Annotated in this window: 10 protein-coding genes; all 10 read right to left on the minus strand. The window is 67.0% G+C overall.

Annotation, left to right across the window (positions count from 1 at the left end; all coding sequences use genetic code 11):
* Window positions 1-25 precede the first annotated feature (25 nt).
* Window positions 26-889 (minus strand): MIP/aquaporin family protein, encoded by an 864-nt coding sequence (locus HLH29_RS03340; RefSeq protein ID WP_182964589.1) that lies wholly within the window; start codon window positions 887-889, stop codon window positions 26-28.
* Window positions 890-975: 86 nt separating this feature from the next.
* The gene (gene glpD, locus HLH29_RS03345) at window positions 976-2,538 is read right to left on the minus strand and encodes a glycerol-3-phosphate dehydrogenase (protein WP_182964590.1); all 1,563 of its coding nucleotides are present in this window, start codon (window positions 2,536-2,538) and stop codon (window positions 976-978) included.
* A 310-nt stretch (window positions 2,539-2,848) separates the two neighbouring features.
* On the minus strand, window positions 2,849-3,628 hold the full coding sequence (locus HLH29_RS03350) for a DeoR/GlpR family DNA-binding transcription regulator (RefSeq protein WP_182964591.1): 780 nt from the start codon (window positions 3,626-3,628) through the stop codon (window positions 2,849-2,851).
* Window positions 3,629-3,632: 4 nt separating this feature from the next.
* Window positions 3,633-5,483 (minus strand): DNA helicase RecQ, encoded by a 1,851-nt coding sequence (gene recQ, locus HLH29_RS03355; protein WP_408871940.1) that lies wholly within the window; start codon window positions 5,481-5,483, stop codon window positions 3,633-3,635.
* Between the two features lie 22 nt (window positions 5,484-5,505).
* On the minus strand, window positions 5,506-5,880 hold the full coding sequence (locus tag HLH29_RS03360) for an OmpA family protein (protein WP_182964592.1): 375 nt from the start codon (window positions 5,878-5,880) through the stop codon (window positions 5,506-5,508).
* An 815-nt stretch (window positions 5,881-6,695) separates the two neighbouring features.
* The gene (gene cydC / locus HLH29_RS03365) at window positions 6,696-8,393 is read right to left on the minus strand and encodes a thiol reductant ABC exporter subunit CydC (protein ID WP_408871937.1); all 1,698 of its coding nucleotides are present in this window, start codon (window positions 8,391-8,393) and stop codon (window positions 6,696-6,698) included.
* Window positions 8,380-10,134 carry a thiol reductant ABC exporter subunit CydD gene (gene cydD, locus HLH29_RS03370; RefSeq protein ID WP_182964593.1) on the minus strand — a complete coding sequence of 585 codons (1,755 nt, stop codon included), beginning with the start codon at window positions 10,132-10,134 and terminating at the stop codon, window positions 8,380-8,382. The genes cydC and cydD overlap by 14 nt, the downstream gene beginning before the upstream one ends.
* 88 nt (window positions 10,135-10,222) lie before the next feature.
* Complete coding sequence (locus HLH29_RS03375; protein ID WP_182964594.1) at window positions 10,223-12,025, minus strand: sensor histidine kinase; 1,803 nt, start codon at window positions 12,023-12,025, stop codon at window positions 10,223-10,225.
* Window positions 12,026-12,211 (minus strand): hypothetical protein, encoded by a 186-nt coding sequence (locus HLH29_RS03380; RefSeq protein WP_182964595.1) that lies wholly within the window; start codon window positions 12,209-12,211, stop codon window positions 12,026-12,028.
* A 159-nt stretch (window positions 12,212-12,370) separates the two neighbouring features.
* Entirely contained in the window at window positions 12,371-12,946 is a 576-nt protein-coding gene (locus HLH29_RS03385) for a sigma-70 family RNA polymerase sigma factor (RefSeq protein WP_182964596.1), read from the minus strand.
* Between the last annotated feature and the right edge of the window lie 185 nt (window positions 12,947-13,131).

The following is a 13,131-nucleotide window of genomic DNA, read 5'->3' on the forward strand; positions in this document are numbered from 1 at the left end:
GTTCCTCCCGAGTCTCCGCTCGATGTCAGGGCTTGCCGGCAACGTGGGCGTCGGTCACATGGGCGTCGGCCAGGGGGCCGACCTCCGACGTCACCCGGTCACGCAGGCGCGGCATATAGGGACGCACCAGGTACTGATAGGCCCCGGCACCGATCACGCCGCCCGCCAGCGGCCCGACGATGGGCACCCACCAGTAATGGCCCGGCGACGGCAGCGCGGACGGCCCCCAGCCCGCGAAATAACAGAACAGGCGCGGCCCGAAATCGCGCGCCGGATTGATCGCCCAGGCCTCCAGATAGCCCGCGCACCCGCCGATCGCCGCCACCAGCAGCCCGATGATCAACGCGCCGGAATTCGCCTGCGGCGCCTGGGTATTGTACTCGCACGTCACGGCGAAGATCCCGAACAGCAGTACCGCCGTCAGGATGGTCTCATCCATCAGGGCATGGAGCGGCGTGATGAAGTCGCCCGGATGGGTAAAGAACACCCCGGCCGCCCCACCGTCATGCAGGCGGTCCAGATGATGTGCCAGATTGAAATGATCGATCACCGGCGCATAGAGGGCATAGACGATGGCCGCCCCCGCCATGCCGCCCAGCACCTGGACAGCGACATAGGGCACCACCTTGCGCCAGGAAAAACCGCGAAACAGCGCAAGCGCCAGCGTGACGGCGGGATTGGCATGGGTGCCCGAAACCGCGCCCGTGACATAGATGGCAATGGTGACTCCCAACCCCCAGACGATGCACACGCCCCAATAGGCGTTGCGATAGGGGCTGGGATCGTACAGCGAATACATCGCGGCCACCGAATCACCGATCAGGATGATGATGAAGACGGCGATGAATTCGGAGATCAGTTCTCCGACAAACTGCCTGTTCCTGTCCATGGTCCCGTTTCTTCTCGTTATTGATTTTCGGGTTATTGCTCTTGGGGTCTCTGAACCCGCCGCCATGCCCTACCGGGCAGCCGGTCCTAGCCCGCCATGGCGGGCCGGATGTCGGGCACATTCTCGCGCCGGGCCTCCAGATAGCGTTCCAGCCGCGCCCTGCCCGCCTGGTCGATATGCAGCCCAAGGCGCGAACGGCGCCACAGGATATCGTCGGCAGTCACGGCCCATTCCCGCGCGATCAGATATTCGACCTCTCGCGCCGTCAGGCCGCCGCCGAAATCCTCGCCCAGATCGGACCGGCGCTGCGCCTTCCCCACGATCTCCCAGGCCAGCGTGCCGTAACTGCGAACCAGCCGCCACGCCTCATCGGCCGAGAGAAACGGCACGTCGGCACGCAGCCGCGCCAACGCGGCATCGAACCCGCCCGGCCCCAGGTCGCCGCCCGGCAATGGCCGGCTGGCGGTCCATCCCTGCCCGCCCAGAACCGGCAGGCTGGGCGCCAGCTTCTCCAGCGCATGCTCGGCCAGGCGGCGATAGGTCGTGATCTTGCCGCCGAAGATCGACAGCAGCACGCCTTCCCCCGGCGGCCCGTCGACATCCAGCACATAATCGCGCGTCACCGCCGAGGCATTCTGCGCCGCATCGTCATAGAGCGGCCGCACCCCGGCATAGGACCACACGACATCCTCGGGCGTGACCGGATTGCGGAAATACCGGTTCACGCTCTCGCACAGATAACGCACCTCGTCATCGGTAATCCGGACCTCGCCCGGATCGGCGGCCCACGGAATGTCGGTGGTACCGATCAGCGTGAAATCCCGCTCGTACGGGATCGCGAACACGATCCTCTTATCGGGATTCTGGAAAATATAGGCCTGTTCGCCTTCGAACTGCCGTGGCACCACGATATGGCTGCCCTTGACCAGCCGGACCTGCTTGGAGGTCCCGATCGCCAGCCTGTCGCGCAGCACGCGCTCCACCCACGGCCCGGCGGCATTCACCAGCCCGCGCGCCCGCACGACCCGCTGCCCGGCCGCATCCTCGATCGTCGCTTCCCACACACCATCGACCCGACGGGCACCAATCAAGGCGGTGCGGGTCCGGATATCGGCCCCCTTCGCCCGCGCATCCATGGCGTTCAGCACCACCAGCCGGCTGTCCAGTACCCGCCCGTCGGAATAGATGAAGCCACGCCGATAGTCCGGCCGCAGCGGCTTGCCGACCGGGTCCCGGTCCAGCCGCACTCCGCGCGAGCGCGGCAGCGTCATCCGCCCGCCCAGATGATCGTACAGGAACAACCCCATCCGCAGCATCCAGGCCGGCCGCACCAGCCTGGAATGTGGCAGCACGAACGAGAGCGGCCAGATGATATGCGGCGCGATCGCCAGCAGCCGCTCGCGCTCGATCAGCGCCTCGCGCACCAGGCGGAATTCGTAATATTCCAGATACCGCAACCCGCCATGGATCAGCTTGGTGCTGGCGGACGAGGTATGGGACGCCAGATCATGCTGCTCCACCAGCAGCACCGACGCCCCTCGTCCGGTGGCATCCCGCGCGATACCGACGCCGTTGATACCGCCACCGACAATCAGCAGGTCATAGGGTTCCCGCGCGGCATTCGCCCCGCGTGATGGATCGGACAGCATGACTCGTTCCTCCTGAACGATGTTCGTAAACGAACATAAAAGGAAGAATCAACGCAAAACGAAGCATCGAAGCGCGGTTACGAACTCTTGATGCCCGGCAGGCGCGTTGCCCTTGACCCACCAAAGGGCGGTCGCCTTTGGAAATCCATTCGGTACCAAATGATTGGAGCGCGGAGCTTCAGGCTCTGCCGGGTCTCAGCCGGAATTGGCCGAGGCTTCTTCAGCCGGAACGGCCCGCCTTATGCGTCACTCTCAAGGCGCGTTGATATAAGACCCGGCCGCCATGTTCGTTTTAGAACATAGCGGACATTTACGCGCCGACACCCGCGATATGCAGGGCGACCTGATGCTGCTCCAGCACCGCACGTACCGATGGCGGCGGCGGCCGATCCGTGAACAGCGCCTGCACCTCGGACAGATGCCCCACCCGCCCCATCGGCCGCCGCCCGAACTTGGTGTGATCGGCCAGCAGGAACACGGTGCGCGCATTACGCATGATGGCCCGCGCCAGATCGATCTCATCGAGGTCGAAATCCAGCAACGTGCCGTCTTCCTCGATACCGCTGATCCCGATCACCCCGAAATCGGCCCGATACTGGTCGATCATCGCGGTCGCGGTCGGGCCCGTGATGCCCCCGTCATGCGAACGCACCGTCCCCCCCGCCACCACAACGCGAAAACTGGATTCCGGCGCCAGGGTCGAGGCCACATGCAGATTGTTGGTAATGACCCGCAGCCCCTGATGATGCCGCAGGGCGCGGGCGAAGGCCTCGGTCGTCGTACCGATATTGATGAACAGCGACGAATGGTCCGGAATTTCCCGGGCCGCGATCTGGCCGATCGCCTCCTTCTCCCGCCGGTTGAGGATCTGCCGCTCGGCATAGGCAATGTTCTCGATCGACGAGACCAGCCCCGCCCCGCCATGATGCCGGGCCAACTGCCCGATGCTGGCCAGATGGTTCACGTCGCGGCGGATCGTCTGCACCGCCACACGCAGGCGCTGCGCCAGTTCCTCGTTCGCCACATAGCCACGCGCGCGCACCAGCGACAGGATCTCGCGATAGCGTTCCTCGGTCGGCACCCCGGCCATGGAATCAGCCCGCCTCGGCCAGAACCTGCAGCACGGCGTCGCCGTAGCGGTCCAGCTTCGACGCCCCCACACCCTTGATCCGCCCCAGTTCGTCCAGCGTCGCCGGACGTTCGATCGCGATGTCATGCAACACCGCGTCATGGAAGATCACATAGGGCGGAATTTCCTGTTCCCGCGCCTCCCCCAGCCGCCAGGCACGCAACGCCGCAAACGGGCCCTCGGCCTCCGGCGGCAGGACAATTGCCGGCCGGGCGGTGCCGGCGGGTTTCGCACCGCGCGTCGTCTTCAGTTCCTCAACCGGATCGTCGCGCAGCAGCACCTTTTCCTCGCCCCGCAGGATCGGGCGGGCCAGCGGCTCGTTCAGCGCCAGCGCATTGTAATCGCCGGTCACCCGAATGGCCCCGCGCGCGATCAACTGCCGGATCACCCCGCGCCAGAACTGCTCCGGCCTGTCCTTGCCGATCCCGAACACGCTCAACCGGTCATGGCTGTAGCGCGCCCCCATTTCGTTCACCTTGCCGCGCAGCACCGCCGCCACATGCACGGCGCCGAATTTCTGGCCAATGCGATAGATCGTCGACAGGACCTTCTGCGCCTCGACGGTACCGTCGAACGAGGCGACCGGATTGCGGCAATTGTCGCAATGCCCGCACGGCGTGGCCAGCGTCTCGCCGAAACAGCCCAGCAGCGCCTGCGTGCGACACCCCGTGGTCTCGGTCAGGGTGATCATCGCCTCCAGCCGGGCGCTCATGATCCGCTTCTGCGCCTCGGGCGCGGCCGATTGCTCCAGCCAGTGCCGCGCCCGCGCGATATCGTCACCGCCATAGAGCAGGACGGTCTCCGATTTCTCGCCATCACGGCCGGCGCGGCCAATCTGCTGGTAATAGGCTTCGGGCGACGAGGGCATGTCCAGATGCACCACCGTCCGCACGTCCGGTCGGTCGATCCCCATCCCGAACGCCACGGTCGCGACGATCACCACCGGCTCGCCGGAGCGGAAACGGGCCAGGGCCGCGCGCTTCTCGATCGGCGACAATCCGGCATGGAACGGCAACGCCGGCCAGTCACGCTCGGCGAGCGACTTCGCCACCCGCTCGGTCTTGTTGCGGCTGCCGCAATAGACAATCGCCGCCTCGCCCGCATGCCGCCCCAGCACTTCGAGCACCTGCCGCAGCTCCGACGTCTTCGCCCGCACGGCGATATCGAGGTTCGGCCGATGGAAGCTGGCGCGCAGCACCAGCGCCTCGGGCATCGCCAGCGCGCCCAGGATGTCGGTCTGGGTGCGCGGATCGGCGGTGGCCGTCAGCGCAATGCGCGGCACACCGGGAAAATGCTCGGGCAGGCTGGCCAGCGCCCGATATTCGGGCCGGAATTCATGCCCCCAGGCCGAAATGCAATGCGCCTCGTCAATCGCAATCACCGAGATCGTCAGCCGCGACAGCCGATCCAGCGTGCCGGGCGACAGCAGCCGCTCGGGCGAGACATACAGGATATCCAGTCGGCCGGCGGCCAGGTCCGACCGCACCCGCGCCGCGTCATCGGGCTCCAGTTCCGAATGCAGCGCCCCGGCATTCACCCCGACCTGCCGCAGCGCCGCCACCTGGTCGTCCATCAGCGCGATCAGCGGCGAAATCACCAGCCCGGTGCCCGGACGCGCCAGGGCCGGCACCTGGTAGCAGATGCTCTTGCCGCCGCCGGTCGGCATCAGCACCAGGCAATCGCGCCCGGCCATCACCGCATCCACCGCCTCTTCCTGCAGGCCGCGGAAATCCGGGAATCCGAACACGCGCGACAGGATCGCCCGGGGCGTATCCTCCGCCTCGACACCCGTCATGCCGGCAAGGGGCGACCTCATCATGCGGTCCGCAACCGGGGCGTCAGGGTGCTGCAATCTCAATCTCGACCCGGCGCGACCCGACAGCGCCGTCCTCGTTCGCGGGCGCACGCGGCCGCTGCCGGATACGGTCGGCCTTCACCCCGTCAGCCACCAATTGTCCCGAGACCTTCTTCACCCGATCGATGGCCAGCAGGGCATCGGCCGACAGGTCGCCATGCGCCGAGGCATACCCCTCGACCGTCACGACCGAGAGCGGATATTGCCCGGCCTGCTCCGCCGCATGCTGCACCACCCACAGGGCCGGGTCTTCCAGCGCCGTGGAATCGCGCGTGAAGAACACAACATATTTCCGCGACGGACCGTCGGCGCATCCCGCCAGCAGGCACAACCCCAGGACCAGAGAGAGGCGACGCATCGGCAGATCCCCTTGCTTGAACGGCTTACGGATGAATCCGCCGCTAACAATGCGGGAAAGTCAGCGACATATGGACAGGGGACCTTGGTGCCTCCTCCCCACCCCCACGTCAACAGTTTCTGCCCGGAAACGGGGTTCTGGTGGCGATCCGACGCGCGTTTCCTGTGCGCCGGTGCTCACGGCCATCAAGGCCGCTCCGCTCCGGTGCTCGGAAACACACGACGGCCGTGCCGCTGCGCGGCACTCTCGCTCACCAGAACCCCGTTTCCGGGCAGAAACCCGTGCGCCCCTTGGAAGACATTTGCGTCGGCGATCCGACGCACGTTTCCTGTGCGCCGGTGCTCACGGCCATCAAGGCCGCTCCGCTCCGATGCTCGGAAACACACGACGGCCGTGCCGCTGCGCGGCACTCTCGTTCACCAGAACCCCGTTTCCGGGCAGAAACCCATGCGCCCCTTGGAAGACATTTGCGTCGGCGATCCGACGCGCGTTTCCTGTGCGCCGGTGCTCACGGCCATCAAGGCCGCTCCGCTCCGATGCTCGGAAACACACGCCGGGCGCGGCCCGTTCCGGACCGCTCTCGCTCACCAGCACACCTTTCCGGGCAGAAACCCGTGCGCCCCTTGGAAAACATTTGCATCGGCAATCCGACGCCGTTTTCTGCGCTTCGCGGCAGACGGCCATCAAGGCCGCTCCGCTTCGATGCTCGGAAACACACGACGGGCGTGCCGCTGCGCGGCACTCTCGCTCACCAGAACCCCATTTCCGGGCAGAAACCCGTGCGCCCCCTGTTCGATATTAGCGAGCCGCCCGCTTCAAACAGCGGCGGCGACTGCCTTTCCGTCCGACAGGCGCCAGACGCGGTCCAGTTTTTCCACCCCGACCAACCGATGCGCGATCAGGATCACCGTGCGGCCGGCCGTCACGTCATAGAGCGTGGTCAGGAATTCGCGTTCGGTCTCGGCATCCAGCCCGGTCGCCGGCTCGTCCAGAATCAGGATCGGCGCGTCGGACAGCAGGGTCCGCGCCAGCGCGATCCGCCGCCCCTGGCCACCCGAGAGCGACGCCCCGCCCTCGCCCAGCCAGGCATCCAGCCCCTCGGGCAGCGCGCGGACCACATCGCCCACCTGGGCACGATCCAGCGCCGTCCACAGGTCGGCCTCCGTCGCATCGGGCCGACCCAACAACAGATTAGCGCGGATCGTATCGGCAAACAGATGCGTGGCCTGAGACAGCCACGCCATCCGCTGGCGCACCGAACCACTCTCCAGCGTCGCCAGCTCCTCGCCCCCCAGCATGATCCGCCCCGATGACGGCGACGCCACCTTCAGCAGCAGCGCCGCGAGCGAGGATTTGCCAATCCCCGACGGCCCCAGGATCGCAACCCGCGCTCCCTGCCGGATCTCCAGGTTCAATCCGTCGAATACGGCAGCCCGATCCGCCTGCCAGCGGAACGAGACCTGCTCGAAGCGGATATCGGTACCGGCCGGGGCCGGCCGCGTACCCACGCTGACCGCCGGCCCGTCGCTCTCACCAACAGCAACCACCCGCGCCGCCGCACGGCTGATCCCACCGGCCAGCGCCCCGGCCCGCGTCAGGCCACCGGCACTCTCGAACCCCGCGATCACAAGAAACAGCAGCCCCACCCCACGCGCCGCCGGGATCGACCCCAGCCCGACACCCAGGATCGCGGCCAGCACCGCCAGCACCGCCGCCTGACCGCACAGATAGGACACCCCGCCCATCACCGCCAGTAACCGCGCCTGCCGCGCCTGCCCCCGCAGCAACGCGGCATCGCGCGCCCGCGCATGCGCCAACATGCGTCCTTCAGCCCCAAAGGCCCGGATCTCGCGCAGCCCGGTGACCAGATCCAGCACGCCGATCCGCAGATCGGCCAGACGATGCGTCAGGATCGCCGCCTCGCGCCGCCCCATCAGCGCCGCCGCCAGCGGCAGCACAAAGGCGCCGACCACGAACAACCCGCCAACGATCACCGCCAGCACCGGGTCGACCGGCAGAACCGTCAGCACCAGAAACGGCAGGACCAGACACGCCCCAGCCAGCGGAACCATGATCCGCAGATACAGCCCGTCCAGCGCCTCGACATCCGACACCAGGCGCGACAGCAGGTCGCCCGCGCGGCGGAAGCCCAGCCCGGCCGCCGCCCCACCGGCAAGGCGGCGAAAGAACCAGACGCGGATATCGGCCAGCGCCCGGAACATCGCATCATGCGTGACCAGGCGCTCGACATAGCGCAGCACCACGCGCGCCACACCCGATGCCCGCAGCAGCACCAGCCCCACCACCGCGCCGCCGAAGGCCAGCCCGGCCATGCGCGCGCCGGCCCCACCCATCAGCACCAGCCCGGCCAGCAACGCCAGCAGCGACAATACGGCACCCGCAGCCAGTCGCGGCGCGCGGCGCTTCCACAACCCCATAATGCGCAGCACCGGCGCCAGGCCGTCACGATCCTCGGCCGCCCGGCCGGACAGGGATCTGTCAGACATGGGCATGCCCCTCCTCGACAGGCGCCATCAGGCCGGCGCCCGGCTGCGAACAGCGTATTCTTCCCAGATCGAGGCACGGGCCGGCAAACGCCCGCACCCCCGCCGCATGGCTGGACAGGATCACCGTCCGCCCCCGCGCCAGAATACGCAGGCTGGCGAAGATCTCGCTCTCGGTCTCCGGGTCCAGATGCGCCGTCGGCTCATCCAGCAGCAGCAGCGGCGCATCCTTCAGATAAGCCCGCGCAATCGCCACCCGCTGCGCCTGCCCACCCGACAGGCCGAACCCGCCTTCGCCGATCGGCGTATCCAGCCCCTCGGGCAGATCCGCGGCAAAGCGGTCGACCGCTGCCGCGCGCAGGGCCGCGCGCAATGTATCCTCGTCGGCATCGGGCCGGGCGAACAGAATATTCTCGCGCAGCGTGCCGGCAAACAGCACCGGTTTCTGCCCGATCCACGACATCAGCCCCGATTGGGCCGCCGGCGCCATGGTGGCCAGGTCCACGCCGCCAACCAGCACGCGGCCGCTATCCGGCACGATAAAGCCCAGCAGCATCTCGATGATCGTCGATTTGCCGGCGCCGGAAGGCCCCACCAGCGTCAGGATCTCCCCCGCCGGAACGGTGAAGCTCAGCTCTTCGAAGACCGGCCCGCGCGCGGCATCCCACGCGAAGGTGACGTTCTCGAAAGCCACCGATACCCCGCCCTCCGAGAGGACAGGCACCGCACCCCGTGCCGTAGCGGCCGATACCGTCCCGTCCGGCAGGTCCCCCATCGCCGACGCGGCACCGGACGCATGGGCGCGATCCTGATAGGCCAGGGCCAGCGCGCGCAGGGGGGCGAAGAATTCTGGCACCAGCAGCAGCACGAACAGGCTGCGCGCCACCGCATCGGCCAGCGCGGCCGACGCGCCGCCATGCCGCAGAACCTGCACCATCCCGCCGTCACGCACCACGATCAGCACCAGCGCCACCACCATCGCGCAATCGATCGACGCCGAGGACAGAAACGCCACCCGCAGCACCTTCATGGTTCGCCGGCGCAGTTCGTCGGCGGCATCGGCCAGCCGCTTTGCCTCGTCATCGGCCCGGTTCAGCAGGACGATGGTGGCAATTCCGCGCACCCGATCGAGGAACCGGGCCTGCAACCGGGTCATGGCCAGAAACTGGTTGCGCGACGCCACGGCGGCGCCGATGCCGAAGACGGCCTGCCCCACCGGCACGGCCAGGCCGCACACGATCATGATCAGCCCCGCCCTCGGCTGCACCAGCGCGGCCAGCGCCGCGATCAGCCCCGGAACCGCGATCCACAGAACCGAGGCCGGAATCCAGCGCGCGAAGAACCCGTCCAGGGCCTCGATCCGGTCGACGGCCAGCGCCGTCAGTTCCGCGCTGTGCCGACGCCGCAACAGCGCCGGCCCGCCCCGCAGGATGGCTCCCAGTACCTCGTCGCGCAGCCGCGCGCGGGCACCACGCCCGGCCCGGGCCGCCGAAACGTCACCCAGGGCCAGCAGCAGGGCGCGCAGCAAGGCCAGCCCCGCCAGGGCGGCCAGCAACTGGCCGGCACCGGGCCATACGGCCGTACCGGGCCCGACCAACCCCCGCGCGAGGATGGAGGCCACACACCATGCCTGGCCGACGGCCACCAGCCCTGCCAGCATGCCGCAGGCCATGACGGGCATCGCCTGCCTTCGTCCCAGGCGCGACTGCGCCCGTGTCCAGGCACGCATCACCATTTTGTCACCGCTCATGACCGCGACCTATAATCGAAGCGCCCGGCCAGGGACACCCATTCCAGATCGTGAATCGCCCCGCCATCCGGCCACCCGCCATGCGGATTCAGCGGACGAGATCGCCCGTCTCTTCCGCTTTCAGAGGAAACAGAAGGATATAGCGCGTCCCGTCCTCCTCGATGATCTTCAGGCTCCCACCCAATTGCCGCGCGAAACCGCGGATCAGCTGCATGCCGATCCCGCTTCGCTCCTCGCCCGACAGCCGGTATCCGCCGGCCAGCCCGATCCCGTCATCAGCAATGTCCAGCCGCGCCTGGCTGGGCTCCACCCGCTCCAGCCTGACGGAAATGGTGCCGCGCCGCCCGTCGGCAAAGGCATGCTTGATGGCATTGCTGACAATCTCGGTGATGATCAGCGCCAGCGGCACCGCCTGGTCGGGCTCCAGCTCCAGGGTCGCCGCATGGACCGAAAGGTCGAGGCGCCCGCCGCCCGCATGCCCCGCCGCCTGCATGATCTGGCTGCACAGTTCGGTGACGAAATGCTCCATGTTCATGCTGAACAGTTCGCCTTCGGCGTACAGGTAACGATGCAGGGTCGCCAGCGCCCGCACCCGGTCGCGGGCCTGCGCGAATTCCTCGCGCGCCTCGGTCTGGCGGATGCGGTTGGCCTGCAGGTTCAGAAGCGAGGCGACGATCTGCAGGTTGTTCTTGACCCTGTGATGCATCTCCTTCAGCAGCAGCTCCTGCCTCACCGCCGCGCGCGCCAGGCGCCGTTCGTCGCGGGCCAGGCTGCGGGTCGCCTGCGTGAAGGCCCGCGCCAGCTGGCGGATCTCGACCGGCACCACCCAGTTCGAACGCGCATTGAACACGCCGTCACCCGCCTGCCACCGCTCGACCGAATCGGTCAGCCGGCGCAAGGGCGCGATCAGCAGCGCATTGGCGCTCTGCGTCACCATGATCAGGCAGAGCCCCAGCAGGCTGACGATGATGAACAGCCAGATCACGAACATGACCAGCGCCTGGGTTTCGGCCGGGTTGCGGCGGGTCATCGTCAGGGCCGCGACACCGCCTTCGATCGGGCCATACGCGAATGCGGCATCCCCGACGCTCAGGGTCTGCCGGGTATCGCGCTGTACGGACGTCATGCCTCCAAGCCAGCGCACGACATCCGGCGGCGGCGGCCCCGGAGAGGCGCAATCGTCGCACAAGGGAGAAAGCGTGCGGTCGCGACCGATGATCCACGCATCGATCGCTCCGTTCTTCTGCATGAAATCCAGCCGCGGATCGCCGATCTGCAAATGATGCCGGCTCCAGACCACAGGCATGACAGCGGTCAGGAAGCCGGATCGCACCGTCCCCAATGAATCGGCGATCGGCGTGGAAAGCGTGACCCGTATATAGGAATGCCGGACCGTATCTGGCGACGGGATATCCAGCTGCACCACCCGCACATCCCCGCTGAAGCGCGGCAGGTCCTCATATGGCACCTGGTCGGGCAGAGGCAGCGGCGTGTCGCCATTGACCGCCAGCAGCACGCGCCCCTCATCATCCAGCAACGCCAGCCGATAGAATTCCCCGGTCAGCGAGCGGGCCATCTGCAGGGTCCGCACAAACCCATTCTCGTCCAGCGACATGCGACTGACGGAAGACAGCAGGGCGCCGATGTGATCGACATCGTGGCGCACCTCCAGATCGATCCGGCTGATGGCCATGTCCGCCCGGAAAGCCGGCGCCTGAAGCGTATGACGATAGCTGTTCCATGCCTGAAAGCCGGCGATAATCGCCATCGGGCCGGCCGCGCAGAAGATGATCGCGATCATCCGCGCGCTCACCGTCCCGAACAGCTGCAGAAACCATCCGCTATAGGGCACGCCCCACCCCGGCTGCCTCCGCTCGCCACCCTTGTCCATCTAGCCCCTGGTCTTGCGGTCTTCCTCGATCAGGCGCAACAGCTCCTCGGGAAGAGGTTCGGAAGCGACTTCATCGAAAAGCGCATGCAGCCCGCGCTTGAGCCATAGCTCGAACGGATCGTCTCGCTGGGTGGTCTTGCTGGCTTTCGACGGCCGCGTCGGACGGGAATCCTTGCGGGACGTCATCGGTGATCCCTGAGATCCACTAATACCCCGCCAACCCTCTGAAACCTGCATCCCGATCGTGTCGATGTCGGCGGACAGTAAAACAGCCCGCGACCTACCGTCCAGCCGTCCGACTCAGGATTTAACCATCAGGCAAGCGAAGGGTTGCGGGGGCGTGAATCAGGGATGTGTCGCTTCAGCCTCGCGTGTCCCCATCCGCGCGCCCAGCAGGCCACGCATGCGGGCCACCCGCGCCCTGATCTGCGGCGATTCCTGGTCCTCCCCGATCATCCAGCTTTCCAGCTGGCGGCGGGCACGGAAGACCCGGCTCTTGGCCGTGCCGACCGCGCAGCCGGTCGCCTCGGCCAGATGCTCGTAGCTCATGCCGTGCAGGACCACCATGATCAGGGCCTCGCGCTGGTCTTCGGGCAGGCGGTCCAGTGCCATCGCAAGGTCCTTCAGCGCCAGCCGGTCCTCATGCGGGGCCGTGGTCGCCAGCACCGACGCGGGAATATCCTCGATATCGGTGGTCTCCCGCCGCTTGCGCAGGTCGGAAATGAAGCGGTTACGGAGGATGCGGTGCATCCAGGCAGAAAAATTGGTCCCGGGGATGAAACTGTCCTGGGCGGCCAGCGCATTGCACACGGCATCCTGCACCAGGTCTTCAGCCATCGTTCGGTTCCGTGTCAGGGCAAGCGCCTGAACGCGCAGACGCGGGAGGATCGCGATGACCTGGTCATGGAAATTGTTCGCCATTGTTCTGTTCCTCGCTTGCCGAAACTTGCATCAGTGTAATGGCTGGCTTGTGTTTTAATCATGACGAAAGCGTGAAGAGCGTTTAGAAAACCCAAATCTACCGTGAAAATCCCGTCGTGACCCCAATCCGATACTTTGAAACCAGCATCCGCCGCCGTTTATGCACATATCCTGCCGATCGCCAC

The organism is Gluconacetobacter tumulicola (assembly GCF_014174215.1).
GTDB classification, from domain to species: Bacteria; Pseudomonadota; Alphaproteobacteria; order Acetobacterales; family Acetobacteraceae; genus Gluconacetobacter; species Gluconacetobacter tumulicola.